Origin of the sequence: Sphingomonas sp., from assembly GCF_035714405.1 — a bacterium.
Taxonomy (GTDB): domain Bacteria; phylum Pseudomonadota; class Alphaproteobacteria; order Sphingomonadales; family Sphingomonadaceae; genus Sphingomonas.
Window position 1 is genome coordinate 1 of record NZ_DASTMA010000014.1, and the last position, 25,231, is coordinate 25,231.

30 protein-coding genes and 1 riboswitch are annotated in these 25,231 nt (G+C 68.8%); of the genes, 27 read left to right on the forward strand and 3 right to left on the reverse strand.

From position 1 onward, the window contains the following. Window positions 1-1,141: helicase HerA domain-containing protein (locus VFQ64_RS04915; protein WP_325102182.1), on the reverse strand; the 1,141-nt coding region annotated here is incomplete at its 3' end. Between the two features lie 121 nt (window positions 1,142-1,262). Here VFQ64_RS04915 and VFQ64_RS04920 point away from each other — a divergent pair. From VFQ64_RS04920 to VFQ64_RS04985, 14 genes are all read left to right on the forward strand, one after another. Next, complete coding sequence (locus VFQ64_RS04920) at window positions 1,263-2,006, forward strand: YebC/PmpR family DNA-binding transcriptional regulator (protein WP_325102183.1); 744 nt, start codon at window positions 1,263-1,265, stop codon at window positions 2,004-2,006. A 7-nt stretch (window positions 2,007-2,013) separates the two neighbouring features. Beyond that, window positions 2,014-2,520, forward strand: a complete 507-nt coding sequence (gene ruvC, locus VFQ64_RS04925) for a crossover junction endodeoxyribonuclease RuvC (protein ID WP_325102184.1) — start codon at window positions 2,014-2,016, stop codon at window positions 2,518-2,520. 89 nt (window positions 2,521-2,609) lie between these two features. Continuing rightward, on the forward strand, window positions 2,610-3,431 hold the full coding sequence (locus VFQ64_RS04930) for a 2OG-Fe(II) oxygenase (RefSeq protein ID WP_325102185.1): 822 nt from the start codon (window positions 2,610-2,612) through the stop codon (window positions 3,429-3,431). 52 nt (window positions 3,432-3,483) lie between these two features. Beyond that, on the forward strand, window positions 3,484-4,080 hold the full coding sequence (gene ruvA, locus VFQ64_RS04935; protein WP_325102186.1) for a Holliday junction branch migration protein RuvA: 597 nt from the start codon (window positions 3,484-3,486) through the stop codon (window positions 4,078-4,080). 27 nt (window positions 4,081-4,107) lie between these two features. Further along, the gene (locus VFQ64_RS04940; protein ID WP_325102304.1) at window positions 4,108-4,296 is read left to right on the forward strand and encodes a DUF5397 family protein; all 189 of its coding nucleotides are present in this window, start codon (window positions 4,108-4,110) and stop codon (window positions 4,294-4,296) included. Continuing rightward, the gene (locus VFQ64_RS04945) at window positions 4,296-4,574 is read left to right on the forward strand and encodes a virulence factor (protein WP_325102187.1); all 279 of its coding nucleotides are present in this window, start codon (window positions 4,296-4,298) and stop codon (window positions 4,572-4,574) included. The genes VFQ64_RS04940 and VFQ64_RS04945 overlap by 1 nt, the downstream gene beginning before the upstream one ends. After that, window positions 4,571-5,596: a Holliday junction branch migration DNA helicase RuvB gene (ruvB, locus tag VFQ64_RS04950; RefSeq protein ID WP_325102188.1), complete on the forward strand. Its 1,026-nt coding sequence runs from the start codon at window positions 4,571-4,573 to the stop codon at window positions 5,594-5,596. The genes VFQ64_RS04945 and ruvB overlap by 4 nt, the downstream gene beginning before the upstream one ends. Window positions 5,597-5,607: 11 nt before the next feature. Further along, on the forward strand, window positions 5,608-5,997 hold the full coding sequence (locus VFQ64_RS04955; protein ID WP_325102189.1) for a GFA family protein: 390 nt from the start codon (window positions 5,608-5,610) through the stop codon (window positions 5,995-5,997). Between the two features lie 48 nt (window positions 5,998-6,045). Further along, window positions 6,046-8,316 carry a phosphoenolpyruvate--protein phosphotransferase gene (gene ptsP, locus VFQ64_RS04960; RefSeq protein WP_325102190.1) on the forward strand — a complete coding sequence of 757 codons (2,271 nt, stop codon included), beginning with the start codon at window positions 6,046-6,048 and terminating at the stop codon, window positions 8,314-8,316. 88 nt (window positions 8,317-8,404) lie between these two features. Next, window positions 8,405-9,310, forward strand: a complete 906-nt coding sequence (locus tag VFQ64_RS04965) for a helix-turn-helix domain-containing protein (protein ID WP_325102191.1) — start codon at window positions 8,405-8,407, stop codon at window positions 9,308-9,310. A gap of 42 nt (window positions 9,311-9,352) precedes the next feature. Next, the gene (locus VFQ64_RS04970; protein WP_325102192.1) at window positions 9,353-10,288 is read left to right on the forward strand and encodes a hypothetical protein; all 936 of its coding nucleotides are present in this window, start codon (window positions 9,353-9,355) and stop codon (window positions 10,286-10,288) included. After that, window positions 10,251-11,264 (forward strand): tRNA lysidine(34) synthetase TilS, encoded by a 1,014-nt coding sequence (gene tilS, locus VFQ64_RS04975; protein WP_325102193.1) that lies wholly within the window; start codon window positions 10,251-10,253, stop codon window positions 11,262-11,264. Before VFQ64_RS04970 ends, tilS begins: the two co-directional genes overlap by 38 nt. An 87-nt stretch (window positions 11,265-11,351) precedes the next feature. Beyond that, a complete protein-coding gene (ftsH, locus tag VFQ64_RS04980; RefSeq protein WP_325102194.1) occupies window positions 11,352-13,319 on the forward strand; it encodes an ATP-dependent zinc metalloprotease FtsH in 1,968 nt (655 codons plus the stop codon). 63 nt (window positions 13,320-13,382) lie between these two features. Continuing rightward, the gene (locus VFQ64_RS04985) at window positions 13,383-13,751 is read left to right on the forward strand and encodes a hypothetical protein (protein WP_325102195.1); all 369 of its coding nucleotides are present in this window, start codon (window positions 13,383-13,385) and stop codon (window positions 13,749-13,751) included. Here the strand turns inward: VFQ64_RS04985 and VFQ64_RS04990 are convergent. Continuing rightward, window positions 13,748-14,851, reverse strand: a complete 1,104-nt coding sequence (locus tag VFQ64_RS04990) for a DUF3667 domain-containing protein (protein ID WP_325102196.1) — start codon at window positions 14,849-14,851, stop codon at window positions 13,748-13,750. The two genes, VFQ64_RS04985 and VFQ64_RS04990, sit on opposite strands and share 4 nt — an antisense overlap. A 175-nt stretch (window positions 14,852-15,026) precedes the next feature. Between VFQ64_RS04990 and VFQ64_RS04995 the strand changes: the two genes are divergently transcribed. The 13 genes from VFQ64_RS04995 (at window position 15,027) to VFQ64_RS05055 (ending at window position 24,556) form a co-directional block, all read left to right on the forward strand. Next, a complete protein-coding gene (locus tag VFQ64_RS04995; RefSeq protein WP_414712867.1) occupies window positions 15,027-16,265 on the forward strand; it encodes a glutamate-5-semialdehyde dehydrogenase in 1,239 nt (412 codons plus the stop codon). 31 nt (window positions 16,266-16,296) lie between these two features. Further along, window positions 16,297-16,563, forward strand: coding sequence for a CopG family transcriptional regulator (locus VFQ64_RS05000; protein WP_325102199.1), 267 nt, complete (start codon window positions 16,297-16,299; stop codon window positions 16,561-16,563). Further along, on the forward strand, window positions 16,545-16,838 hold the full coding sequence (locus VFQ64_RS05005; protein ID WP_325102200.1) for a type II toxin-antitoxin system RelE/ParE family toxin: 294 nt from the start codon (window positions 16,545-16,547) through the stop codon (window positions 16,836-16,838). The genes VFQ64_RS05000 and VFQ64_RS05005 overlap by 19 nt, the downstream gene beginning before the upstream one ends. Beyond that, window positions 16,835-17,446 carry a nicotinate-nucleotide adenylyltransferase gene (locus VFQ64_RS05010; RefSeq protein WP_325102201.1) on the forward strand — a complete coding sequence of 204 codons (612 nt, stop codon included), beginning with the start codon at window positions 16,835-16,837 and terminating at the stop codon, window positions 17,444-17,446. Before VFQ64_RS05005 ends, VFQ64_RS05010 begins: the two co-directional genes overlap by 4 nt. Before the next feature lie 3 nt (window positions 17,447-17,449). Beyond that, window positions 17,450-17,851, forward strand: a complete 402-nt coding sequence (gene rsfS / locus VFQ64_RS05015) for a ribosome silencing factor (protein WP_325102202.1) — start codon at window positions 17,450-17,452, stop codon at window positions 17,849-17,851. After that, complete coding sequence (locus VFQ64_RS05020) at window positions 17,851-18,273, forward strand: 23S rRNA (pseudouridine(1915)-N(3))-methyltransferase RlmH (RefSeq protein ID WP_325102305.1); 423 nt, start codon at window positions 17,851-17,853, stop codon at window positions 18,271-18,273. The genes rsfS and VFQ64_RS05020 overlap by 1 nt, the downstream gene beginning before the upstream one ends. After that, window positions 18,273-19,415, forward strand: coding sequence for a murein hydrolase activator EnvC family protein (locus tag VFQ64_RS05025; protein ID WP_325102203.1), 1,143 nt, complete (start codon window positions 18,273-18,275; stop codon window positions 19,413-19,415). The genes VFQ64_RS05020 and VFQ64_RS05025 overlap by 1 nt, the downstream gene beginning before the upstream one ends. A 90-nt stretch (window positions 19,416-19,505) precedes the next feature. After that, the gene (locus tag VFQ64_RS05030) at window positions 19,506-20,843 is read left to right on the forward strand and encodes a S41 family peptidase (protein ID WP_325102204.1); all 1,338 of its coding nucleotides are present in this window, start codon (window positions 19,506-19,508) and stop codon (window positions 20,841-20,843) included. Next, the gene (locus tag VFQ64_RS05035; RefSeq protein WP_325102205.1) at window positions 20,840-21,316 is read left to right on the forward strand and encodes a disulfide bond formation protein B; all 477 of its coding nucleotides are present in this window, start codon (window positions 20,840-20,842) and stop codon (window positions 21,314-21,316) included. The genes VFQ64_RS05030 and VFQ64_RS05035 overlap by 4 nt, the downstream gene beginning before the upstream one ends. Continuing rightward, on the forward strand, window positions 21,313-21,846 hold the full coding sequence (locus VFQ64_RS05040; protein ID WP_325102206.1) for a demethoxyubiquinone hydroxylase family protein: 534 nt from the start codon (window positions 21,313-21,315) through the stop codon (window positions 21,844-21,846). The genes VFQ64_RS05035 and VFQ64_RS05040 overlap by 4 nt, the downstream gene beginning before the upstream one ends. A 7-nt stretch (window positions 21,847-21,853) precedes the next feature. After that, window positions 21,854-22,306: a hypothetical protein gene (locus VFQ64_RS05045; protein WP_325102207.1), complete on the forward strand. Its 453-nt coding sequence runs from the start codon at window positions 21,854-21,856 to the stop codon at window positions 22,304-22,306. Between the two features lie 75 nt (window positions 22,307-22,381). Next, window positions 22,382-23,776, forward strand: coding sequence for a hypothetical protein (locus tag VFQ64_RS05050; RefSeq protein WP_325102208.1), 1,395 nt, complete (start codon window positions 22,382-22,384; stop codon window positions 23,774-23,776). Then, window positions 23,771-23,861, forward strand: a riboswitch (ZMP/ZTP riboswitch). It overlaps the preceding gene by 6 nt. 17 nt (window positions 23,862-23,878) lie before the next feature. Next, window positions 23,879-24,556, forward strand: coding sequence for a DJ-1/PfpI family protein (locus VFQ64_RS05055; RefSeq protein ID WP_325102209.1), 678 nt, complete (start codon window positions 23,879-23,881; stop codon window positions 24,554-24,556). On the opposite strand, the gene VFQ64_RS05060 is transcribed toward VFQ64_RS05055, so the two are convergent. Then, on the reverse strand, window positions 24,553-25,227 hold the full coding sequence (locus tag VFQ64_RS05060; RefSeq protein WP_325102210.1) for a DedA family protein: 675 nt from the start codon (window positions 25,225-25,227) through the stop codon (window positions 24,553-24,555). The genes VFQ64_RS05055 and VFQ64_RS05060 overlap by 4 nt on opposite strands. Window positions 25,228-25,231 lie beyond the last annotated feature (4 nt).

Sequence of the window (25,231 nt, forward strand, 5' to 3'; positions counted from 1 at the left end):
AACTCAGCCGCTTGGCGAACCCCGGCAGGTCGAGCGCGGGACGGGCCAGCCCCGCCATCCGGCAGCGTACCTGGAAATCCTGGAACAGCACCGCGGCGGGCCGCATCGCCGCCTCCGGATCCTCGACGATCGCGCGCATCACCGCGGTGTAGATCGCCTCGACCTCGGCCGCGGGCATGTCGGGCAGTGGCTCGGCAACGGGTGCAGGACGCGCGAGCTCCGCCAGCAATTCCTCGGCGGGGATCCGTCGCTGGACCGGCTCGGCAAAGGCGAAGGTCGGCGCGAGCGGCACCGGCGCGAACACCAGTTCGTGCAGATCGGCAGGCGCGGCGCTGGGTAGCGGCACCAGCTTGGGGCTGCCGCTCCGCGCCGACGTCTCGACCGCGCCGATCTTGACGGTCAGCGGCCGCCGCGACACCGCCGGCCCCAAGGCGAGGAAGCTGCCGCGCGGCAGATCGCGGATCGCCTCGGCCTGGCGACGTTCCATCCCGAGCAGATCCGCCGCGCGCGCCATGTCGATATCGAGAAAGGTCCGCCCCATCAGGAAGTTCGACGCTTCCGCGGCGACGTTCTTGGCGAGCTTGGCCAGCCGCTGGGTGGCGATCACTCCCGCCAGCCCGCGCTTGCGCCCACGGCACATCAGGTTGGTCATCGCCGACAGCGACGCGCGGCGCACCTCCTCGGCGACCTCGCCACCGGTGGTCGGCGCGAACAGCTGGGCTTCGTCGACCACGACCAGCGCCGGATACCAATGCTCGCGCGGGGCGTCGAACATCGCCGACAGGAACGCCGCGGCGCAGCGCATCTGCCCCTCCATCTCGAGCCCCTCGAGGCTCAGCACCACCGATGCGCGGTGCTCGCGGAGCCGGCCGGCGATCCGCGCGATCTCGGGTTGCGAATAGTCGCCCGCCTCGATCACCACGTGCCCGTAATGTGGCCCCAAAGTCACGAAGTCGCCCTCGGGATCGATCACCACCTGCTGGACCTGTCCAGCGCATCGTTCGAGCAAGCGGCGCAGCAGGTGCGACTTTCCCGATCCCGAATTGCCCTGGACGAGCAACCTGGTGGCGAGCAGTTCCTCCAGATCCATGCTCACGGGCGCGCCGCGGTCGTCGGTGCCCATGTCTACGCGAACGGTCATGAGCGCGCGTTTGGCCGATCGAGCGCCGCCCCGGCAAGCCATTTGCGGCTGGGCGCGCCCGGTCTGGCGGAATTCGCGGGCGCGGCCTAAGACGCGCGCAACCCACCCGACAGAGGCACCGATGGCAGGCCATTCCAAGTTCAAGAACATCATGCACCGCAAGGGCGCGCAGGATAAGAAGCGCAGCTCGCTCTTCTCCAAGCTGAGCCGCGAGATCACCGTCGCCGCCAAGATGGGGCTGCCCGATCCCGACATGAACCCGCGGCTTCGCGCGGCGGTGGCGGCGGCGAAGGCGGCCTCGCTGCCCAAGGACAATATCCAGCGCTCGATCGACAAGGCGAGCCGCGGCGACGCCGAGATGTACGAGGAGATCCGCTACGAGGGGTTCGGCCCCGGTGGCGTCAGCCTGATCATCGAGGCGCTGACCGACAACCGCAACCGCACCGCGACCAACGTCCGCACCGCGGTCGCCAAGAACGGCGGCAATCTCGGCGCGAGCGGATCGGTGAGCCACGCGTTCGACCGGATGGGGCTGATCAGCTACCCCGCGAGCGCGGGTGGCGCCGACGCGGTGTTCGAGGCAGCGCTCGACGCCGGCGCCGAGGACGTCCAGTCGAGCGAAGAAGGTCACGAGATCTGGACCGCGCAGGGCGATCTGCACGGCGTCGCCAAGGCGCTCGAGGCGGTGCTGGGCGAGGCCGAGGGCGCCAAGCTCGCGTGGCGTCCGCAGACCATGGTCGCGGTCGACGAGAACGATGCCGCGACGCTGTTCAAGCTGATCGACACGCTCGACGACGACGACGACGTGCAGACCGTCTGGGGCAATTACGAGGTCTCCGACGAGGTCATGGAGAAGCTGGCGTAACGGCGTCATGATCATCCTCGGCCTCGATCCCGGGCTCGGCACCACCGGCTGGGGCGTGATCCGCGCCGAGGGCAACCGGTTGAGCCACGTCGCCAACGGCCAGATCCGCACCGATCCGTCGATGGCGCTGCCACGCCGGCTGACCGCGCTGTACAGCGCGCTGATCGACGTGATCCGCACCGAACGCCCCGATGGCGCGGCGGTCGAGGAGGTGCTCGGCAACAGCAACGCGCAATCGACGCTGAAGCTCGGCCAGGCCCGCGGCGTCGTCCTGCTCGCCGCCGCGGGCGCGGGGCTGCACATCGGCGAATATCACCCCTCGACGGTCAAGAAGGCGGTGGTCGGCACCGGCGGCGCCGAGAAGCGCCAGATCCAGGCGATGATGGCGGTGCTGCTCCCCGGCGCGAAGCTCGCCGGCGCCGACGCCGCCGACGCGCTGGCGGTCGCGGTCTGCCACGCGCACCACGTCGCTAGCGCCGCGGCGATGGAACGGCGGCGCGGCCTCGGCGCGTGATGTCACGTCGCGGGACACGAAATTGGTTGGCGCAACTGCGCGCACGGCATTAGTTCACTAGCGAACGATGCCGGCGAAGGACTGCGACGATGAGCTATGTTGACCTGATCGATGCGCAGACCGGGTTCATGGCGCCGATGGGTGGGCAGAAGCTGGGTACCGAATTGACCGAGCAGTACAACGCCGCGTCGCCCTTCCCGCACATCGTAATCGACGATTTCCTGCCCGCGTCGTTGCTCGACAAGGTGCTCGATCATTGCGAGCGCCTGCGCGCCAACGAAGATGCCGCGACGTTCGAGCGGCCGCAGGAGAAGTTCAAGACCAGCTACCAGCCCGACGGGATGGACGACGCGCTACGCCAGATCTTCTATTCGTTCAATTCCAAGCCGTTCATCAAGCTGATGGAGAACATCACGGGCATCAAGGGGCTCATCCCCGACCCCTATTTCCTCGGCGCGGGCATCCACGAGATCAAGCAGGGCGGCCACCTCTCGGTGCACGCCGACTTCAACCATCACAAGCCGATGAACCTGGAACGGCGGATCAACGTGCTGATCTACCTGAACAAGGACTGGAAGAAAGAATATGGCGGCTCGCTCGAGCTCTGGGACGAGCAGATGACGACCCGCGAACACGACATCGTGCCCGCCTTCAATCGCTGCGTGATCTTCAACACCACCTCGAACAGCCAGCACGGCAATCCCGAGCCGATCAACCATCCCCAGGGGATCTCGCGCAAGTCGATCGCGCTGTATTATTACACCGCGACCTGGGACGGAAAGAAGCGCTCGCACACCACGCAGTTCCAGGTCAGGCCGGGGTCGGAGGACAAGACCGACTGGCAGATCAAGCTGCGCGAACTCAAGAACGATCTGCTGCCTCCGTTCGTCGCGCGCCGGATCCGCTTCTGACGCAGCGATGCGAAGGCGTGACGGCGCCTCGGTCTTGGCGTAGGCGACCGACGTGATCGCGCATCTCAAAGGCAGGCTGGACGCTACGGGGATCGACCATGCGGTGATCGATGTCGGCGGGGTCGGCTATCTGGTCGGCGCGTCGTCGCGCACGCTCGCCGCAATCGGTCCGGTGGGCGAGGCGTGTACGCTGCATACCGAGATGCTGGTGGGCGAGGACTTCATCCGCCTGGTCGGGTTCGCGCGGGTCGACGAGCGCGACTGGTTCCGGTTGCTGACCGGCGTCCAGGGGGTCGGGGCGCGGGTGGCGCTGGCGATCCTGTCGGCGTTCGAGCCGGTCGATCTCAGCCGTGCGATCGCGTCGCAGGACAAGACGATGGTCGCGCGCGCCAACGGGGTCGGCCCCAAGCTCGCCGAACGGATCGTCCGCGAGCTGAAGGACAAGGTCGGCGGGATCGCGGCAGCGCTCGGCCCGGCGGCGGTCAACGCGCCCGCGGGGGCGGGTGCAGACGCGGTCTCGGCAATGCTCAACCTCGGCTTCCGTCCTGCTGAAGCCGCGAATGCGGTGGCGCTGGCGGAGGAGGAGCTCGGTGCCGCGGCGACGCTCGACGCGCTGGTGAGGCTGGCGCTGCGCAAGGCTTCGCGGTAGAGAACACGTGTAGAACGCGAGGGCGTGATGGTCGATATGGGAATGTTGCTGGGCACCGTACGCCGTCTGGGGATAGCCGGGCCGCCATACGAGGTCATCGGGTTCGCCGAGGCGCTTGCCGATGGCGCGCCGCAGATGCGCATTCACCTGATCGAGTCCGACGAGGACGTGGACCATGCGGTGAGCGCCATCCTGAACGATCCGACGGAAGACTAGTGTTCGCGATCGGCTTCGACCTTCTATGGCAGCAAACCAAGGCGACGCACCCGAAGGGCGTCAGCCAGGCCTATGCGGATATCGGCGCGGTGCTCAATCGCTACGGTTTCACGCGGGTCCAAGGCAGTGTCTATGTGTCGCAGGGCGACAGTCTGGTCGACGTCACGCTGGCGATGAATGCGCTGAAAGCCCTGCCTTGGTTCTCGACCTGCGTTCGTGACGTGCGCGCCTTCAAGGTCGAGCATTGGAGCGACTTCACGAACTTCATGAAGACGTGACCGATACCGATCGCCTGATCACGCCCGCGCGCAAGCCCGAGGATATCGATGCCGCGCTAAGGCCGAAGTCGCTCGACGACTTCGTCGGACAGCGTGCCGCGCGCGAGAATCTGCGGGTGTTCATCCAGGCGGCGAAGGCGCGGGGGGATGCGCTCGACCATGTGCTGTTCTTCGGTCCGCCGGGGCTCGGCAAGACGACGCTCGCGCAGATCGTCGCGCGCGAGATGGGGGTCGGGTTCCGCGCCACGTCGGGGCCGGTGATCGCCAAGTCGGGCGATCTCGCGGCGCTGCTGACCAATCTCGAGGATGGCGACGTGCTGTTCATCGACGAGATCCACCGCTTGCAGCCGGCGGTCGAGGAGGTGCTCTACCCGGCGATGGAGGATCGCGCGCTCGACCTGATGATCGGCGAGGGACCGTCGGCGCGCAGCGTGCGGATCGACCTGCCGCGCTTTACGCTGGTCGGTGCGACGACGCGGCAGGGGCTGCTGACCACGCCGCTGCGCGACCGCTTCGGGATCCCGGTGCGGCTGCAATTCTATACCGTCGACGAGCTCGAACGCGTGGTGACCCGCGCGGCCGGGCTGCTCGGTCTCGCGATCTCGCCCGACGGCGCGACCGAGATCGCGCGGCGGGCGCGGGGCACGCCGCGGATCGCCGGTCGCTTGCTGCGCCGGGTGCGCGACTTCGCCGATGTCGCGGGGCACGCGATCGTCGATCGCGCCGCGGCCGATTCGGCGCTCAACCGGCTCGAGGTTGATGCACTCGGGCTCGACGCGATGGATCGTCGCTACCTGACGATGATCGCGGACATCTATCGCGGCGGGCCGGTCGGGGTGGAAACGCTCGCCGCGGGGCTGAGCGAGCCGCGGGACACGATCGAGGAAGTGATCGAGCCCTATCTCATCCAGCTCGGGCTCGTCGCGCGGACCGCGCGGGGTCGGTGCCTGAACGCGGGGGGCTGGAAGCATCTCGGGCTCAACCCGCCTGCGGGCAGCCAGGAAGGCTTGTTCGAGAGCTGAGGGAGGACGACATGAGCGACGCGGTACACCAGGGATCCTGCCTGTGCGGTGCGATCCGCTTCACCATCAAGGGCGATCTTCACGCCCCCGATGCGTGCCACTGCGGACAGTGCAGGAAGCAATCGGGGCATTTCTGGGCCTCGACCGACGTCAAGCGCGCGGCGCTGACGATCGAGGGCGAGGACAATCTCCGCTGGTTCAACGCCTCGGCGCAGGCGCGGCGCGGGTTCTGTGCCACCTGCGGGTCGTTCCTGTTCTGGGAGCCGACCGGACAGGATCGCGTCGCCGTCGGGATGGGCGCGATCGACGCGCCGACCAACACGCGGCTGGCGATGCACATCTTCGTCGCGAACCAGGGCGATTATTACGACATCGCGGACGACCTGCCCCAGCATCGCTGAGACACAAGCCCCGTGGCCCCGGGACGATCGATCTGTTAGCCCCTCGTCATGCCCTCGGCCGCCGCCTCCGCCCGCGAGATCCTCACCCGTCTTCACGACGTCATGGCCGGGCGCAATCCGGCGCAGGCGAAGCTCAACGCAGTCGTCGGGATCATCGCCGAGGCGATGGATAGCGAGGTCTGTTCGATCTACCTGCTGCGCGAGGGGGTGCTCGAGTTGTTCGCCACCCGCGGGCTGGCGCAGGAGGCGGTGCACGTCACCAAGCTCGCGCTGGGCGAAGGGCTGGTCGGGACCATCGCGGAGGATGTCGAGGTCCTCAACCTCGACGAAGCCGCCTCGCATCCCGATTTTGCGTACAAGCCCGAAACCGGCGAGGAGCGGTTCCACAGCTTCGCGGGCGTGCCGATCATCCGTCGCGAGCGCTCGGTCGGGGTGCTCGCGGTCCAGCATAGCGAGCAGCGTCGCTACCAGGACGTCGAGATCGAGGCGTTGCAGACGGTCGCGATGGTGCTGTCCGAACTGATCGCCAACGCCGGGCTGATCGATGCCACCGCGAGCGGATCGAACCGGCCGCAATCGACCGCCGCGGTCCGGATCCCGGGGCAGAAGCTGGTCGAGGGGATGGGCTCGGGCTTCGCGGTGTTCCATCAGCCGCGGATCCATATCGAGCATACCGTCGCCGAGGATACCGACGCCGAGCGCCACCGCGTCTATGCTGCGTTCGACAAGATGCGCGAGGGCATCGACCGGATGACCCGCGACGCCGAATTCGGGGTCGGCGGCGAGCATGTCGAGGTACTCGCGACCTATAAGATGTTCGCGTATGACGAGGGCTGGTCGCGGCGGATCAACGAGGCGATCGACAGCGGGCTGACCGCAGAGGCAGCGATCGAGCGGGTGCAGCAACGCACGCGCCAGCGGATGCGGCAGATCGACGATCCGCTGCTCGCGGATCGGATGCACGATCTCGAGGATCTGTCGAACCGGCTGCTGAGGATCGTGTCGGGGCAGATGGGCACCGCGGCGCAGATGGGGCTGCGGCAGGACACGATCCTGATCGCGCGCAATCTCGGGCCCGCCGAGCTGCTCGAATATGACAAGCGCCGGCTGAAGGGCGTGGTGCTCGAGGAAGGGTCGCTGACCGCGCATGTCACCATCGTCGCCCGGGCGATGGGGGTGCCGGTGCTGGGCCGGGTCCGCGACGTGCGGCGCCTGATCGCCGAGGGCGACCAGCTGCTGCTCGACGTCGTCGAGGGCAATGTCTTCGTGCGCCCGTCGCTGGCGATGGAGGAAGCGTTCGAGGCCAAGCTGGTGATGCGCCAGAAGCGCAAGGCGGCGTTTGCGGCGTTGCGCGACGTCCCGCCGGTGACTGCGGACGGGCACCGAGTGACGGTGATGGTCAATGCCGGGCTGCGCGACGACGTCGCCGCGCTCGACATCACCGGCGCGGACGGCATCGGGCTGTTCCGCACCGAATTCCAGTTCCTGGTTTCGGCAACCCTGCCGCAGCGCGAGCGCCAGCTGCGGCTCTACCGCGAAGTGCTCGACGTCGCGGGCGAGCGGCCGGTGATCTTCCGCACCGTCGATATCGGCGGCGACAAGGCGCTCCCCTATCTCAACAAGGAGGATGCCGAGGAGGAGAACCCGGCGATGGGCTGGCGCGCGTTGCGGCTCGCGCTCGAACGCGACGGCCTGATGAAGGCACAGGCGCGCGCGCTGATCGAGGCGGCGGCGGGGCGCACGCTCAACGTGATGTTCCCGATGGTGTCCGAAGCATGGGAGTTCGACGAGGCCAAGGCCTTGTTCGAGGCGCAGCGTAGCTGGCTCCAGGGGCGCGGCCGCAAGCTGCCGCACGAGATCCGCTACGGCGCGATGCTCGAGGTGCCCGCGCTCGCCGAACAGCTCGACCTGCTCCTGCCCAAGCTGCAGTTCCTGTCGGTCGGTACCAACGACCTGACCCAGTTCCTGTTCGCCGCCGACCGCGCCAATCCGAAGCTCGCCGAGCGCTACGACTGGCTGAGCCCGTCGATCCTGCGCTTCCTCGCGCGGGTGGTCGGGCCGTGCCGCGACGCGGGCGTTCAGCTCGCGGTTTGCGGCGAGATGGGCGGACGCCCGCTCGAGGCGATGGCGCTGATCGGGCTCGGCATCGACCGCTTGTCGATCACCCCCGCCGCGGTCGGGCCGATCAAGGCGATGGTGCGATCGCTCGACCGCGCCGCGGTGACCGCGTATCTCGCCGAGCTGCTGAAGGCGCCGCCACGCGACATGCGCGGCGCGCTGGCGGGCTGGGCGGCGCAGGCCGGCGTGGAACTCGCGTGACCCGGCGGTTTTCGGTGGTCCGCCGCGTTGACAGGGCATGGGCGCTCTGAAACACGTGGACGCGAACGAGAGACCGCAGGAGACGGCAATGGACGAGGTCGCGCCCGGCCAGACGACCAGCACCGCTGCGCCTGCGAGCGCCGGCGAAACGCTGCGCGCTGCACGCGAGGCGCATGGGTTGACGATCGCCGACATCGTCGCGCGCACCCGGATACCGACCCGCCATCTCGAAGCGATCGAGGAGGGCGATTACGCGGGGCTGCCGTCGTCGACCTACGCGGTCGGTTTCGCGAAGGGCTATGCCCGCGCGGTCGGGGCGGACGAAGTCGCGATCGCGGCGCAGGTGCGCGAGGAGGTGGCCCGGCTCGGCCGCGCCGCAGCCTATGTCCCGTACGAGACCGCCGATCCGTCGCGCGTGCCCTCGCGCGGGGTGGCGATCGCCGGGCTCGGGATCGCGCTCGCGGTGCTGATCCTCGCGGTGCTGTGGTACGGCACGACGCTGTTCCGCGGCGGCGGCGCGAGCGAGGGGGCGGGCGCCGAGCAGGCGCAGGTCGCCGACGCCAGCGTGCCGGGTGCGGCGCCGGTCGTCGCGCCTGCCGCCCCCGTGGCGCCGACCGGGGGGCAGGTGATCCTCGCCGCCAACGACGAGGTGTGGCTGCGGGTCTATGATGCCGACGACAAGACGCTGTTCATCGGCACGATGAAGGCCGGCGACCGGTTCGAGGTGCCTGCCACCGCCAGGGATCCGATGATCAATGTCGGTCGCCCGGACAAGCTCCAGGTCACGCTCAACGGCTCGGCGATGCCGCCGCTCGGCACCGGGGAACGCCCGATCAAGGATGTCCGGGTCAGCGGCGCCGCGGTCGCGGCGCGGCTGGCGGACGCGGGTGCCGCGGGTGGCGCGGCGCAGACCAGCCAGGCGGTGCCGGCGCGGGTCGCGCTCGATCCGCTCGCGCCTTCGATCCAGCAGGGCAATGGCAGCGCAGCGGACTGATCCGCCGCGCGCGGCATATCGATGAGTTTCGGGGTGAGTAACATGCGTAGATTTCTGATCCTCCTTGCCGCGGGCGCGATCGCGCTGCCCGGTGCGGCGTCGGCGCAGGGCAATGTCGAGGGCCGCGTCGGCAAGCTCGAGAGCGAGATGCGCGCGGTGCAGCGCAAGGTGTTCCCGGGCGGCGCCGGCGCGCTCGTCCAGCCCGACATCCAGCCCGCGACCCCGACCACCAACGCGCCGGGCTCGCCCTCGACCGGCGCGCTCGAGGATCTCACCCAGCGGGTCAGCTCGCTCGAACAGCAGATCGCGTCGCTGACCGGGCAGATCGAACAGACCAGCTTCAAGACCCGTCAGCTCGAGGAAGCGTTCAACGCGTACAAGCGCGCGACCGATGCGCGGCTGCAGGGGCCCGCGACCGACGCGCCCGCCGCTGCCACGCCCGCGGTGGGCGGCGGCGACGCGGAGCCCACCGGCACCACCTTGGCGACGCCGTCGCGTCCGACGACGCGGCCGGAAGCCGCGTCGCGCCCGTCGACCGAGCCCGACCGGGTGCGCCTCGTTGCCGCAATCGAGCGCCCGTCGAGCGGCGATGCGCCCGAGGACGATTATCTCTACGGCTACCGGCTGTGGCTCGCCAAGCTCTACCCCGAGGCGACCGCGCAGCTGAAGAAGGTCGTCGCCACCTATCCCAAGCATCGCCGCGCCAGCTTCGCGCAGAACCTGCTCGGCCGCGCCTATCTCGACGACGGCAAGCCGAGCCTCGCGTCGATGGCGTTCTACGACAATTACAAGAAGATGCCCGATGGCGAGCGCGCTCCCGACAGCCTCTATTACCTCGCCCAGGCGCTGGTGAAGCTCAACAAGCCGGCCGACGCCTGCAAGGTCTATGGCGAGCTGACCGACGTCTACGGTACCAAGATCTCCAGCAGCATGAAGGCCGATGTCGAAAAGGGCCGCACCAGCGCCAAGTGCCAGTAACCCGCTCGACGGCGAGGCGGCGCGGTTCGCGGACGACCTGACCCGCGCGCTCGGGCGGGTTGCGGATGCGCCGGTATTGCTCGCGGTGTCGGGCGGGCCGGACAGCATGGCGATGCTCGCGCTGGCGCACGCAGCCATGCCCGACGGGATAACGGTAGCGACGGTCGATCACGGGCTGCGCGAAGATGCCGCGGCCGAGGCGAAGCTGGTCGCCGACTGGTGCGCCGCGCACCACGTCGCGCACGCCACGCTGCATCCCGCCGCCCCCGTCGCCGGCGCAAGCCTCCAGGCGCGTGCGCGGACCGCGCGCTACGCGCTGCTCGCCGAGCATGCGCGCGCGATCGGCGCGGCGTGCGTCGCGACCGCGCATCATGTCGACGACCAGGCCGAGACCTTCCTGATGCGCGCCGCGCGTGGATCGGGGCTGGCGGGCCTGGCCGGGGTCCGCGCGCGGACGATCATCGCCGGCGCGACGATCGTCCGCCCGTTGCTCGACTGGCGCCGGGCGGAGCTGCGCGCGATCGTGCGGCGGCTCGACATGCGCTTCGTCGACGATCCCGCCAATGCCGATCCGCGCCACGATCGCACCCGCTTCCGGCAGTTGCTAGGTGCTAACGAGTGGCTCGATCCGCCCAATCTCGCGCGCGCCGCGGCGGCGCTGGCGGACGTCGACGCCGATGTCCGCGCCACCGTCGACTGGCTGTGGGCGTCGCATGCCGTGGTCGACGGTGGCGCGGTGCGGATCAGCCCCGCCGATCTGCCGCGCGAACTGCGCCGGCGGCTCGTGCGACGCGCGATCGCCGCGGTGCGCGACACCGCCGGGATCGCGTCCCCGGTGTGGAGCGAATCGGCCAATGTCGAAGCCCTGCTCGATTCGCTCGCCGTAGGGCGCCGCGCGACGCAGGCGGGGGTGATCGCCGCGCCGCAAGGCGAAAGCTGGCGTTTTCGCCCCGCACCGCCGCGGCGATCACACTGATCGACGAACTTCCGTCGTCATTCCTCGCGACTTGTTCCATTGCCATTAACCTCCCTGCGCTTATCTTGGGCGTGAAAGGTCTTGTGCATGAGCGATAACGACAAGCGGCCCGGTCAGGATGAGGGCGGCAATGGTCCCAACCCCTGGATGAAGAGCCTGCTGATTTGGGTCGGCATCCTGCTCGCGCTGGCGCTGTTCGTGACGATGTTCGACGGGCGCCCCGCAGCCGGATCGGGCAACACGATCGCGTACTCGACCTTCCTCGACAAGGTCGACGAGGGCACGGTCAAGGACGTCAACATCTCGCGCGACATCATCTCGGGGACGCTGTCCTCGGGCGAGAAGTTCCGCGCCTATCCGATCCAGGATCCCACGCTCGTCACCAAGCTGCGCGAGAAGAACGTGCTGATCGCGGCGAAGCCCGAAGAGGGCACCTCGATGTGGATGGTGCTGCTGTACCAGTCTCTGCCGTTCCTGCTGTTCCTCGGCATCGCGTTCTTCGTGCTGAAGCAGATGCAGAAGAATTCGGGTGGCGGCGCGATGGGCTTCGGCAAGAGCCGCGCCAGGATGCTGACGCAGAAGGAAGGCAAGGTCACCTTTTCCGACGTCGCAGGCATCGACGAAGCGCGCGAGGAGCTGGAGGAGATCGTCGAGTTCCTGAAGGACCCGACCCGTTTCGCCCGGCTCGGTGGCAAGATCCCCAAGGGCGCGCTGCTGGTCGGCTCGCCCGGCACCGGCAAGACGCTGCTCGCGCGCGCGATCGCGGGTGAGGCGGGTGTGCCGTTCTTCACCATCTCGGGCTCCGATTTCGTCGAGATGTTCGTCGGCGTCGGCGCATCCCGCGTCCGCGACATGTTCGAACAGGCCAAGAAGTCCGCGCCGTGCATCGTCTTCATCGACGAGATCGACGCGGTCGGTCGCCACCGCGGCGCGGGCCTCGGCAACGGCAATGACGAGCGTGAGCAGACGTTGAACCAGCTGCTGGTCGAGATGGACGGCTTCGATGCGAATGAGGGCATCATCATTGTCGCCGCGACCAACCGGCCCGACGTGCTCGATCCGGCGCTGCTGCGGCCGGGCCGGTTCGACCGCCGCGTGACGGTGCCGCTGCCCGACATCGAGGGCCGCGTGAAGATTCTCGAAGTCCACATGAAAAAGGTACCACTGGCACCCGACGTCGACGCGCGCGTGATCGCGCGCGGCTGCCCGGGCATGGCCGGCGCGGACCTCGCCAATCTGGTCAATGAGGCGGCGCTGATGGCGGCGCGGCGCGGCAAGCGGCTGGTCTCGATGGAGCAGTTCGAGCTCGCCAAGGACCGCGTCATCATGGGCACCGAGTGGAAGTCGCTGGTGATGACCGACGACGAGAAGCGGATGACCGCGTATCACGAGGCCGGCCATGCGCTGGTCCGTGCGCACGAGCCCGCGTCCGATCCGATCCACAAGGCGACGATCATCCCGCGCGGCGGCGCGCTGGGCATGGTGGTGTCGATGCCGGAGCGCGACAACTACTCCTACCATCGCGACAAGATGTTCGCGGACCTGTCGACCGTGATGGGCGGGCGCGTCGCCGAAGAGGTGATCTTCGGCTACGACAAGGTTTCGTCGGGTGCGAGCGGAGACATCAAACAGGCGACCAAGCTGGCGCGTGCGATGGTGACGCAATGGGGCATGTCCGACGCGATCGGCCCGCTGGAGCTCGAGGAGAAGCAGGGCGAGACCTTCCTCGGCTACTCGCAGACGCAGCGGCACAACATGTCGAACGAGACGGCGCTGCTGATCGACAAGGAGATAAAGCGGCTGGTCGAGGACGGGCTGAAGCGGGCGCGTGTCGTCATTGGCGAACATCTCGACCAGCTCCACGCCATTGCCGGCGCGCTGCTGGAGTTCGAGACGATCACCGGCGACGAGATCAAGCGCATCGTCGCGGGCGAGAGCATCCGCCTCGACGAGCAGGGCCCCAAGGCGCCTGCGGTCGCCAAGGCGGGGACGTCGATCCCCAAGACGCGGCGTCCGGCCGGTCCGTTCGGGACGCCTTCGCCGCTGGGCGCCTGATCCCTTTCAGGATCGGTTCAGCCGCCGGCCTGTTATAAGCTCCTGTATTCCAAGGAGCTTGTGATGGGTCGGCGGTTCGCGTTTATGGGTATGGCGGTGTTGGCGATGGCAGCGCCCGCATCGGCGGAGATGACCGTCGGCACCTTCGTCGCCAGGGCCGGTGCGCTCCGCGCCAACCCGCTGGCGGCCCTCGCTTCGCCCGATCTGCCCGTGCTCAAGAACGAAGCGCAGGCGGCGACGCGTGCGCTGAAGGCGGATCGCGACGCGCGCAAGGCGGCAGGCAAGCCGCCGATCGCCTGTCCACCCGAAGGCCAGTCGATCGGCATCCTGGAGATGCTCGACGGCCTCGCCGCGCTGCCGCCCGCCGACCGCAAGCTGCCGCTCAAGCACGGCTATGCCAAGGTGATCGCGAAACGCTTCCCCTGCCGCTAATCGGCGACGCCCAGATAGAGTAGCAGCATCGCGAATAGCGGCACGATGAGGCTGATGAACCACAGCATCAGCCAGGCCCGCCAGATCGCGCCAAGCCGGGACAGCTGATAGGCGCCCCGCAATTGGCGATAGATATGGACGATCGGCACTATGAGCGCGACTAGGATGAGCGGCGCGGCCGGCACACCGATCCAATTGAGCAGGCCGAGGACGACCATCAGCAACGACATGAAGCTGAGCGAGTAGGTCGCGAAGATCGCGTGGTCGTACATGCCGACGCTGCGCCGCATGGGAAACAGCAGCCAGATGAAGGGCAGCGACAGCGGGATCAGCGCCCAGCTCCATTTATAGGCCGAGGTCTTGATCTTGTAGAGCAAGAGCTTGGGATCCTGTTTGGCGGCCTGATATCGCCGGAAAAGCCAGTTCTGTTTCGTCTTTGTCGCCGCTGCGGTCTCGGCGGTATCCTTGCCGGGCATCAATCCGAGCGCCAGTTGCACCTCGCGTTGTTCCGCGCGCGCGGTCTCCAGCCGCGCCTGCGACTGTGCGACCTGCGCGGGGCGCGGAGGCTGCGTCATTCGCTCCGCCGCGAGGCTGCGTTCCGCCGCGACAACGGCGGCGGTGGCGTTTTGCGATTGCTCCAGCAGCCTCGCGCGCGCGCCCCTGACCTTCCCGCTCCCGCTATCGGTCAGGCCGTCGATCATGCCTTGGCCGAAGCCCTTGCCCGGCAGGTTTGACATGACGGCGAACAGCAGAAAGACGGAGAACAGGAACAGCGCGACCGGCGAGACGAACTTCGCCCGCTCCCCGTGGATGTAACGCCGCGTCAGCTCGCCTGGTCGCCAGGCGAGCAGCGGCAGCGTCGCCCAGAACTTGCCGTCGAAATGGAGCACCCCGTGCAACAGGTCGTGGAACAGCGCGCCCACCGTCCGGTGGACATGGCCATGCTGGCCGCAGGTCGAACAATAGGGACCGTTCAGCGCGGTGCCGCAATTCGCGCACCGGTCCGAACGGTCGTGGCCAGGCGCATGAGTACGCTCCGCCTCGCGCGCCAGCAGCGCTCCCGTCCCGATCGTCGCAGCGGCGTCGATCGCCTCGTCCATCCCCATCGTCCCCGCCGTTCGTCGCAATGGCTTAGCCCTATTCCGACGGAGTGGTCGAGCGCCTCTGTCCTACAAGCTCGGAAGCTGCCATGAGGCTGGTCAGCGTCGCCGCAGCTTCAGGATCACGGCCGTGTCGAACGATGCGAACCTCGACAACTTCGACAACTTCGCCACCGTGGACACGGTAGTCGCCGCGCTCGGCCAACGCGCGCGCGGCGCCGCGCGCATGCTGGCGAGAGCGCCGACCGCGCAAAAGGCGGATGCCCTGACGCGGGCGGCGACGGCGATGCGGGCCGCCGCGCCGGCCATCCTCGCCGCCAACGCCCAGGACATGGCCGCGGCCGCGCATCTTTCGCCGGCGATGCGCGACCGGCTGCTGCTCGATCCGGTACGACTGGAGAGCGTCGCCGCCGCGCTGGAGGCGGTGGCGGGGCTGCCCGATCCGGTCGGCCGGACGATCGACGCGACGGAACGCCCGAACGGGCTGAAGCTTGCCCGCATCCGGGTACCGATCGGGGTGATCGGCATTATCTATGAGAGCCGCCCCAACGTCACCGCCGACGCCGCCGCGCTGTGCGTGATGGCCGGCAACGTCGCGATCCTGCGCGGCGGCAGCGAGGCGGTGCACAGCAACCACGCGCTCCACGCCGCGTTCGTCACCGGGCTGGTGGCGGCAGGTCTGCCTGCGGACGCGGTGCAACTCGTCCCGACCCAGGACCGTGCGGCGGTCGGCGCGATGCTCGCCGCGGCCGACACGCTCGACCTCATCATCCCCCGCGGTGGCAAGGGGTTGGTCGCGCGGGTGCAGGCAGAGGCGCGGGTACCGGTGTTGGCGCATCTCGACGGGGTCAACCACGTCTATGTCGATGCGTCCGCGAATCCCGCCATGGCCGCGCGGATCGTGCGCGACGCCAAGCTGCGCCGCACCGGCGTGTGCGGGGCGATGGAATGCCTGCTGATCGACCGGGCCTATCCGGATCCCGCCAGCTTGGTTCGTGGCCTCGCCGACGCGGGCTGCGAAGTCCGCGCGGGCGCAGCGTTGCGGGAACTCGCGCCGGAACTGTCCCAGGCGCGGGGGAGCGACTGGGGCCGCGAATATCTCGACGCGGTCGCCGCCGCCGATCTGGTCGACGGGGTCGAGGGCGCGATCGCCCACATCGCCCGCTACGGCTCGCACCATACCGATGCGATCGTCACGGAGGACGTCGGCGTGGCGGAGCTCTTCCTGGCCGAAGTCGATTCCGCGATCGTCCTCTGGAACGCCTCCACCCAGTTCGCCGACGGCGGCGAGTTCGGTCTTGGCGCGGAGATCGGCATCGCCACCGGCCGGCTCCACGCGCGCGGCCCCGTCGCGCTGGAGGGGCTGACGACGTACAAGTGGGTGGGGCGGGGGAGCGGGCAGGTGCGGGGTTGATGAACCCGACGAGCGAGCATAGCTTCCTGGGATGACAGACACAGCGCTCGCAACTCCGATCGACGCGTCCCTTCGTGTTGCGCTTGAAACTCTCGCCGCGGAACGGGGCTTGAGCAGCGAGGAGTATGCGGCTGAGGCGCTCCGGCGTGTGGTCGAGAGCGATCAGGATTTCCGCGCGTTTATCCAGGAAGGCATCGACGCCGCCGACCGGGGTGAGTTGATACCGCATGAAGAGGTGATGGCCGAGCTGGACGCGATGATCGCGGAGCACAGGGCGCAATGCCAAAAGGTCGCGTAAGTTGGACCAAGCCGGCTTCCGCTGATCTGCGCAAGATCAACGAGTGGCTCACGCAAGAGACCACGCCCAGATTTGCTCTTCAGACGCTCGCGCACATCCGGTTTCGGGCGAAATTCCTGGAGGATTTCCCGCGAGGAGCAAGGCCGCTGAAGGACGGCACGCGAGTCCTGCGGGTGCTGCAAACGCCGTACCTCATCCGTTACCGTCTGGTGGACGACTTGGTCGAAGTGCTTCGCGTCCATCATGAGCGCGAGGACTGGCTGATCGGGTCTTGACCCGCCGCATCGGCCTGCTCGGCGGCTCGTTCAACCCGGCGCATCGCGGGCATCGGCGGATCACGCTCGCCGCGATCCGCAAGCTCGGGCTTGACGAGGTCTGGTGGCTGGTGTCGCCGGGCAATCCGCTGAAGCCGGAGGCGGGCATGGCGCCGCTCGCGGTGCGGCTTGCGTCGGCCAGGCACATGGCACGCCGCGCGCCGATCCGGGCGACGGCAATCGAGGCGCAGCTGGGCACGCGCTACACCGTCGACACGCTGCGTGCGCTCCGGCGCCGCTACCCCGCCAAGCATTTCGTCTGGTTGATGGGCGCCGACAACCTTGCCCAGTTCCACCGTTGGCGCGGCTGGCGTCGAATCGCGCGGATTGTGCCGATTGCGGTGATCGCCCGGCCGCCCTATAATGGGGATGCCCTCGCAGGCCCGGCGATGGGTTGGCTCAGGCGCTATCAGCGGCGTCCGGACCAGGCGACGCGCTGGACGATGTGGAGTTTGCCGGCCCTGGTGCTGCTGCGCTTCCGCCCCGACCCGACCTCCGCGACCGCCTTGCGCGCGGCCGATCCCGACTGGGCTCGCCGCTTTCACCCCGCTGACCAGCCACAGGAGTAGTATTTGCCCGCTTCCCCCGCCGTCCGTCCGTCCGACCCTGCCGAAGCCGAGGCGCTGCACCGGCTGGTGCTGCAAAGCCTGGACGACGATCAGGCGGTGGAGACCGTCTCCATCCCGCTCGCCGGCAAGACATCGATCGCCGATCACATGGTGATCGCGTCGGGTCGCTCGACGCGCCAGGTGGCATCGATGGCGCAGAAGCTGTCGGAGAAGATCAAGGCGGAGTGCGGCCGTATTCCCCGCATCGAGGGGCTCCCGGCGGCGGATTGGGTGCTGATCGACGCCGGCGACGTGATCGTCCATCTGTTCCGTCCCGAGGTGCGCTCGTTCTACAATCTGGAGCGGATGTGGGCATTCGGCGACGCGCCCGACGCGACGGTGGTGCCGTCGGCGGGACAGGCCTGATCCTTCTGCACATCGTAGCTAGAGGACGGATCGGGCGATCGCCGGAGGCGGAGCTGGTGGACCGTTACCTCGGGCGTATCGCCTGGCCGACCAGGGTGACCGAACTGCCGGATCGGGGTGGACGGGTGCCGCCGCTCGGGGGCCATGCTCGGCGCGTGATGCTTGACGAGACGGGTGATGCGCTGCCGTCGCGGGCCTTCGCGGAGCGGCTGGGGCGTTGGCGTGACGACGGGGTGCGCGAGGCGCGGTTCGAATTGGGCGCGGCGGACGGCTTCTCCGAAGTCGAGCGCGCCGAGGCCGACCTGTTGCTGTCGCTGGGCCGCGCCACCTGGCCGCACCTCCTGGCGCGCGCGATGCTCGCCGAGCAGCTGTTCCGCGCCACCAGCATCCTCGCCGGCCACCCCTATCATCGCGAGGGGTGATGCGGCGCCTGCTCCTTCTCGTCGCGATAGGCGCGCTGATCGGTGCGACACCCCTGCCCGACGTTCAGCGCCGGCTCGCCGACGCCAAGCGCGACGCGGCCGTCGCCGCCACGCGCGCCGCCGAACTCGAGGCCGCCGCCGCGCGCGAGCAGGACGCAGCGCGGCAGGCGCAGGTGCGCGAAGCGGCACTGGCGACTACGGTAGCAGGCGCCGAGGCGCGGGTGCGCGGGGCGGAGGCTCGGGTCGAGCTGGTGGCCCAGGCTCAGGCGCAAGCACAGGCTCGGCTCGCCCAATCCCAGGCTCCCGCGGCCAGACTGCTGGCGGCGTTGACGGGGCTCGCGCGCCGTCCGACGATCGCCGCGGTCGCGCAGCCGGGGTCGGTCGACGATCTGGTCCATGTCCGGGCCGTGCTCGGGGCCGCCTTGCCCGTGGTGCGCGAACGGTCGGCAAGCGTCAGGATCGAGCTGAACGAGGTCCGCCGGCTCCAGGCCCAGGCGGAACTCGCCGCCCAGGCGCTGCGCGACAGTCGTGCGCAGCTCGAGCGCGATCGGGTGGCGCTCGCGCAACTCGAAGCTCGCCACCGGGCGCAGGCGACGGCCTTTACGCAGCGTGCACTGTCCGAAGCCGACCGCGCGCTGGCGCTGGGCGAGCGCGCCCGCGATCTCGTCGATCGGCTGGCTGTCGAAGGGCAGGCGAAGGTAACCGTCGCCGAACTGGAGGGCCTGCCCGGGCCATTGCCGCGCCCACTCGCGCCGGGTGTCTGGCCGACCCAGCCGCCCGAAGCCTATCGTCTGCCCGTCACGGGCAGGCTGGTGACCGGCTTCGGCGAGGTGTCGGACGCCGGCGTACGGTCACGCGGTCTGACTTTCCAGGTCGCACCGGACACTCCCGTGACGAGCCCGGCGACCGGGGTCGTGCGGTACGCCCAGCCATTTCGCGGCTATGGCACGATCATCGTCATAGACCATGCCGACGGCTGGACCACGCTGGTCACCGGACTGTCTGGTGCCGCCGTCAGGTCGGGGCAGCCCGTCGTCACCGGCGATACGCTGGGCCACGCGGCGTTGGGAGAGGAACCGCAGGTAACGGTCGAGCTTCGCCGGCGAGGACGCCCGATCGACATCGCCGGGCTGATCGGCTGAGCGTCAGCCACCGTTCAGCCGCGCACCGCTTTGATCGCGGCCGCATAGCCGCTACATATCGCCCGAGCCGCTATCCCAGGACCCCGCCCGATGTCTCGTCCTCTCCTGACCGCCACCGCCCTTGCCGGCGCCTTGTGCATCGTCCCTCTCGCTACGTCCGCGATGGCGGCCGCGGATACGAGTTCGTACCGCGAGTTCGACCAGTTCATGGAGGTCTTCAATCGGGTGAAGGCCAATTACGTCGACAAGGTCGACGACAAGACGCTGATCAAGGGCGCGATCGAGGGGATGCTGTCCAGCCTCGACCCGCATTCCGGCTATGTCGACGCGATCGATTACGACAATCTGCGCATCCTGACCGAGGGCAATTACGGCGGGCTCGGCCTGACCGTCTCGATGGAGGACAATGCGGTGAAGGTGATCGCGCCGCAGGAGGACACGCCGGCGTTCCGCGCCGGGGTCAAGGCGGGCGACTACATCACCCATATCGACGGCAAGCTGATCTTCGGCCAGACGCTGGACGAGGCGATCGGGCAGATGCGTGGCAAGCCGGGTACCCGCGTGGCACTGACGCTGGTGCGCCCTGGCCGCGACAAGCCGGTCGACGTGGCGATGAACCGCGAGGTCATCATCCAGCGCCCCGTCAAATGGGAGGTCCGCGGCCAAGTTGGCTACATCAACATCAACACCTTCTCCGAACAGACCGGCGCCGACACGCGCGCGGCGATCATGGCGATCGAGAAGTCGCTCGGCCGCCGCCCGCTCGGCTATGTCGTCGACCTGCGCGACAATGGCGGCGGGTTGCTGAGCCAGGCGATCGAGGTGTCCGACGCCTTCCTGTCATCGGGCGAGATCGTGTCGCAGCGCGGCCGTGAGAAGGGCGACATCGAACGCTACTACGCCCGCGCCGGCGACGACGCGCATGGCCTGCCGATCGTGGTGCTGACCAACGCCGGCACCGCATCCGCTAGCGAAATCGTCGCGGGCGCGCTGCAGGATCATCACCGCGGCATCGTCATGGGGACGCGCTCGTTCGGCAAGGGATCGGTGCAGACGCTGATTCCGATGGGCGAGCGCACCCAGCTGCGGCTCACCACCGCGCGCTACTACACGCCCGCTGGCCGCTCGGTGCAGGAGGGCGGGATCGAACCCGATATCGCTGTGCCGCAGATCTCCGATCCCGATTACAAGAGCCGTCCCGTGTTTCGCGAGGCCGATCTGCGCCGTCATCTTATCAACGAGATCAAGGCCGACAATGCGGTTCTGGAGGAGGACAGCAAGGAGGATCCGCGCTTCGCCGCGACGGCCGACAGCCTGAAGAAGCAGGGTATCGAGGACTTCCAGCTCCATTATGCGCTGAAGACCGTGGCGCGGCTGGGTGGCCCGGCGCAGGTTGCCGCCGCGACTCGGGTCGTGCCAAAGAAGTGAGCGCTGTCGCCCGCGCCAACTGGCTCGCGCTGCTGCTGCCGGCCGCCCTGCTTGCCGGGGCCTGGGGCTCGCAGCTGATCGCCGGATTGGTCCCGTGCGAGATGTGTCATTGGCAGCGGTGGCCGCACTATGCTGCTGTTGTGGTGGCGGCATTCGCCTTCGTCGCCCCCGAAAGAAATCGGCTGGTGCTGGTGGTGCTGGCGGCGCTGCTGATCGCGGCGTCCGGGGTGATCGGCGTGATGCATGCCGGTGTCGAATATCACTGGTGGCAAGGCTTTACCGCCTGTACCGCCCCGGTGCCGATCACCGGTGCGACGGCGGCGGAGCGGCTGGACGCGTTGCTTAAGGCGCCGGTGGTGCGCTGCGACGCGCCGCAATGGTCGCTGTTCGGCATCTCGCTGGCCGGCTTCAATGCCCTCTTTTCGATCGGCGGCGCGCTCGCCATCTTGGGGCTGGTGAGGAGAGCGCGATGAACGTCCAACCGGGTGACCGCCGCGAGAGTACCGCCGCCATGATCCGCGTCGATCAGGCGGGCGAATATGGCGCGACGCGCATCTATGCCGGCCAGCTGGCGGTGCTCGGCGACCGCCATCCTGCCGCGCGCGCGATCAGTCATATGGCGCATCAGGAGGAGCGGCACCGCGCCTTCTTCGATCGGCTGATCGCCGAGCGCGGCGTGCGGCCCACCTTGCTACAGCCGTTCTGGAACGTCGCCGGCTTCGCGCTCGGCGCGGCGACGGCGGCGATCGGGCCGGAGGCGGCGATGGCGTGCACCGCCGCAGTCGAGACCGAGATCGACAAGCACTATCAGGAGCAGCTCGACGCGCTCGGTACGTCCGATCCCGAACTGGGCGACGCGATCCGCGAGTTCCAGGCGGAAGAGCTGGAGCACAAGGAGCACGCTATCTCCGCCGGGGCGGAAAGTGCGTTCGCTTACCCCGTTCTGTCGGCATTCATCCGTTTTGGGTGCAAAGTGGCGATAGCGGCGTCGAAGAGGATCTGAAGGGACGATGACGATGCGGATGGTGTTGATGGCGGCGCTGGTACTGGCCGCGCCTGGTTACGCACAGGTCGCCGGGCCGGGAGTCTCGCGCCCCGCGGCGGTTGAGGAGGGTTCCGGCGCCGTGCCCAAGCGCGCGCCGATCAACGGCGTCCTCACCCTATACGGTAACGAGCGCTGCCCGACCGACACGGATGGCAACGAGGTGGTGGTCTGCGTCCGCCGCAGCGCCGCCGAGCAGTTCCGCGTCCCCAAGGAGCTGCGCGAGTTCGAGGTGACGCCGGAGAACGCCGCCTGGGCCGCCAAGGCGCAGGGCACGCTGGCATCCGGCGAAGGCGTCAACAGCATCGGCAGCTGCTCGGTCGTCGGCCCTGGCGGTCAGTCCGGCTGCTTCCTCCAGTCGGCGCGGGCCAACCGGGCCGAGAACAAGGCTCGCGCCAAGGAAGCGCGCAACGTGCCTTAAGCGGCTACCCGGTCGCCGGTTCTTTCGTTTAAGGACCGCCCGGGGGGTGCGGGATTGTCTGACCGGGTGACATGGATGCGCTGGGTGCTGGCGCTGCTGATATGGTTCTCCTGCGCCTGGTTCGGGTCGTGGGAGGGCAACCCCAATAACGCGACGAGGCTGTTCGCGGCGATCAGCCTGGTCGAAGATGGCGATGCCACGATCGACGAGTTCGCCCCCCTGACGATCGACAAGGCCCAGTTCGGCGGCCATTTCTATCTCGACAAGGCGCCGGGCATGACGCTGATGGCGCTGCCGGCGGTAGCGATCGCCAATAAGTGGACGGGCGAGCGGTCGGCTTCCGTCTCGAAGCTGCCGGGCTCGCCTGATATGGCGCGGTTCCTGCGGCTGCGGCTGCGGCTGGCGGCGGCGACCGGGCCGGCGCTGCTGACGGCATTGGCGGCGGTGCTGTTGTTCGACCTTGCGCTCGGGCTGACGGGGAGCGCCGCCGCGGCATTGGCGGCCAGTCTGGCCTTCTCGATCGGATCGCCGGTGTGGGGATGGTCGACGACGATCTTCGGCCATGCGCCCGTCGCGGCCTTGTACATGGTGGCACTCTGGGCGCTGTGGCGGGCGAGCGGGCCAGGGGTGATGGCGCTGGCGGGCGCGGCGCTCGGCTGGGCGGTCGTGATCGAGTATCAGGCGGTGCTTGCGGGCGCTGTGCTGGCGCTGTTCGGGGCTTGGCAGGTGTGGAGTCGGCCCGAACGTTGGCGGCTGCTCGGCGCCGCTGTGGCCGGTGGCGTCGTGGCGATGCTGCCGATGATCGGCTATAACCTCGTCGCGTTCGGGACGATGTTCAAGCTCGGCTATCAGGGCGTGGTCGGGTTTGAGGGCATGAACCGCGGGCTGTTCGGCCTTGGTTGGCCGTCACCGGCGGTGCTGTGGGCGATCACCTTCGGCACGATGCGCGGGCTGCTCTGGGTGGCGCCGGTGCTGGCGCTCGGAGCCTTCGGGCTGACGCAGATGGGCGAGCGGCACCGGATGCTGGCGTGGACGATCGGAACTGCGGCGGCGATCGTCCTGCTGGTCAATGCCGCCTATTTCTACTGGGACGGCGGCAACTCCACAGGGCCGCGCCACGCGACGCCGGCGATCGGGCTGCTCGCCCTAGGGCTGGCGCCTTTATGGGCCGGCCTGACGACCAAGGCGAGCCGGATCGCGGCGGCGGTGGCGCTGGCGCTGTCGATCGGGATCAACCTCGTCATCGCCGCCTGCGACATCTTCGCCCCGCCGATCGACCCCTGGCCTTTGCACTGGGTGATGACGCAGCACCTGCTGCTGGGTGACGTCACCTCGATCGCAGGCGACTGGTGGGGCTGGCCGGAATCGACCGGGCTCGTCGTCTGGGCGGCGGTGGCGCTGCCGGCGCTCGCCTGGCTGGCGCGCGTGGCGCGCTTGCACCGGCACGGCCCGGCGGTTAGCCTGCTCTAGTCGCGTGACTGGCGCCAGGTGGGCCACCACGAGGGAGCGCGACCCCGAGCCCGCTCGGGCCGAGCCGCGCGCCTGGGCATTCTCTGACGACGGAGCATGCCCATGAACATCGCCTTTCTGCTCTTCCCCAACCTGACGCAGCTCGACCTCGCCGGGCCCGCGCAGGTGCTGTCGCGCCTCGGCGGCGCGCGGCTCGACCTGGTGTGGAAGACGCTCGACCCGGTACCGACGGACGCCGGCTTCTCGATCCTGCCGACCGCGACGTTCGCCGATGTGCCCGCCGCGGACATCCTGTGCGTGCCGGGCGGGCTCGGCATCAACAGCGTCATCGCCGATGCGGACGCGCTCGGCTGGGTGCGGCGCGTCGGCGAGGGGGCGCAGTGGGTGACGAGCGTCTGCACCGGCTCGCTGATCCTGGGCGCGGCCGGACTGTTGAAGGGGTATCGCGCGGGTTGCCATTGGGGGCAGATCGAGCAGCTGCGGCTGTTCGGTGCCGAGCCGGTATCGGAGCGCACGGTGGTGGACCGCAACCGGGTGACCGGCGGGGGCGTCACCGCGGGAATCGACTTCGCGCTGCACCTGACCGCGATGCTGCGCGGCGAGGATCATGCACGGTTGGTGCAGCTCAGCCTCGAATACGATCCGCAGCCGCCCTTTGCCTCCGGATCGCCGGCGCAGGCCGATCCGGCGACGGTCGATGCCTATCGCCGCCGCGTCGCCAAGCTGGTCCCGAACCGCGACGCCGAGCTCAAGGCGCTGGCGGAGAGGCTCGGCTTTTAGGGCTGGCGCGGGTCGACGGGGTCGGGCTGCGCCAGGATCGCCCGGTTCTTCCTGATGCCGTTGACGCGGTGCCAGATGTAAAAGGCGATCACCGCGACGCCGATCACGCCGATGACGATATGCGCCTGGTGGAACGCGGCCTTGAGGCGGGGGTCGTCGTTCCACTTCTCGCCCAGCTCGCGGCCGACCCAGGCGAGCGCGAAGCAGAACGGCCACGAGCCGATAAAGGTGTAGAGATGGAACGGCACCAGCGGCATCCGCGCGACACCGGCCGGAAAGGCGATAAAGGTGCGGATCACCGGCAGCAGCCGCCCGATCAGGATCGAGATGCTGCCCCAGCGCGCGAAGAAGCGTTCGGCCGCATCGACCTCGTCCAGCCCGACGAGGAAGTACTTGCCGTAAGCCGCCACGAACGGCCGGCCGCCGCGCTTACCCGCCTCGTACGCGAACACCGAGCCGACATTGCACCCGAACGCGCCGGCGGTCGCCGCCAAGTAGATGTTGAACTCGCCGGTCGAGACCAGATAGCCGGCGAGCGGCATGATGATCTCCGACGGTAGCGGGATGCACGCGCTCTCGATCGCCATCAGGATGACGACGCCCCAATAGCCGCCCCAGCGGATCACCTCGACGCAGAAGGTGACAAGGGCGGAGATGATGGCTTCGATCATGGGG

Excerpts from the sequence above, each read along its gene's own strand:
- VFQ64_RS04920 (WP_325102183.1), top strand. The coding sequence starts at position 1,263 with ATGGCAGGCCATTCCAAGTTCAAGAACATCATGCACCGCAAGGGCGCG.
- ruvC (WP_325102184.1), top strand. The coding sequence starts at position 2,014 with ATGATCATCCTCGGCCTCGATCCCGGGCTCGGCACCACCGGCTGGGGC.
- VFQ64_RS04930 (WP_325102185.1), top strand. The coding sequence starts at position 2,610 with ATGAGCTATGTTGACCTGATCGATGCGCAGACCGGGTTCATGGCGCCG.
- VFQ64_RS04940 (WP_325102304.1), top strand. The coding sequence starts at position 4,108 with ATGGTCGATATGGGAATGTTGCTGGGCACCGTACGCCGTCTGGGGATA.
- VFQ64_RS04955 (WP_325102189.1), top strand. The coding sequence starts at position 5,608 with ATGAGCGACGCGGTACACCAGGGATCCTGCCTGTGCGGTGCGATCCGC.
- ptsP (WP_325102190.1), top strand. The coding sequence starts at position 6,046 with ATGCCCTCGGCCGCCGCCTCCGCCCGCGAGATCCTCACCCGTCTTCAC.
- VFQ64_RS04965 (WP_325102191.1), top strand. The coding sequence starts at position 8,405 with ATGGACGAGGTCGCGCCCGGCCAGACGACCAGCACCGCTGCGCCTGCG.
- VFQ64_RS04970 (WP_325102192.1), top strand. The coding sequence starts at position 9,353 with ATGCGTAGATTTCTGATCCTCCTTGCCGCGGGCGCGATCGCGCTGCCC.
- tilS (WP_325102193.1), top strand. The coding sequence starts at position 10,251 with ATGTCGAAAAGGGCCGCACCAGCGCCAAGTGCCAGTAACCCGCTCGAC.
- ftsH (WP_325102194.1), top strand. The coding sequence starts at position 11,352 with ATGAGCGATAACGACAAGCGGCCCGGTCAGGATGAGGGCGGCAATGGT.
- VFQ64_RS04985 (WP_325102195.1), top strand. The coding sequence starts at position 13,383 with ATGGGTCGGCGGTTCGCGTTTATGGGTATGGCGGTGTTGGCGATGGCA.
- VFQ64_RS04990 (WP_325102196.1), bottom strand. The coding sequence starts at position 14,851 with ATGGACGAGGCGATCGACGCCGCTGCGACGATCGGGACGGGAGCGCTG.
- VFQ64_RS05000 (WP_325102199.1), top strand. The coding sequence starts at position 16,297 with ATGACAGACACAGCGCTCGCAACTCCGATCGACGCGTCCCTTCGTGTT.
- VFQ64_RS05005 (WP_325102200.1), top strand. The coding sequence starts at position 16,545 with ATGCCAAAAGGTCGCGTAAGTTGGACCAAGCCGGCTTCCGCTGATCTG.
- VFQ64_RS05025 (WP_325102203.1), top strand. The coding sequence starts at position 18,273 with ATGCGGCGCCTGCTCCTTCTCGTCGCGATAGGCGCGCTGATCGGTGCG.
- VFQ64_RS05030 (WP_325102204.1), top strand. The coding sequence starts at position 19,506 with ATGTCTCGTCCTCTCCTGACCGCCACCGCCCTTGCCGGCGCCTTGTGC.
- VFQ64_RS05040 (WP_325102206.1), top strand. The coding sequence starts at position 21,313 with ATGAACGTCCAACCGGGTGACCGCCGCGAGAGTACCGCCGCCATGATC.
- VFQ64_RS05045 (WP_325102207.1), top strand. The coding sequence starts at position 21,854 with ATGACGATGCGGATGGTGTTGATGGCGGCGCTGGTACTGGCCGCGCCT.
- VFQ64_RS05050 (WP_325102208.1), top strand. The coding sequence starts at position 22,382 with ATGCGCTGGGTGCTGGCGCTGCTGATATGGTTCTCCTGCGCCTGGTTC.
- VFQ64_RS05055 (WP_325102209.1), top strand. The coding sequence starts at position 23,879 with ATGAACATCGCCTTTCTGCTCTTCCCCAACCTGACGCAGCTCGACCTC.
- VFQ64_RS05060 (WP_325102210.1), bottom strand. The coding sequence starts at position 25,227 with ATGATCGAAGCCATCATCTCCGCCCTTGTCACCTTCTGCGTCGAGGTG.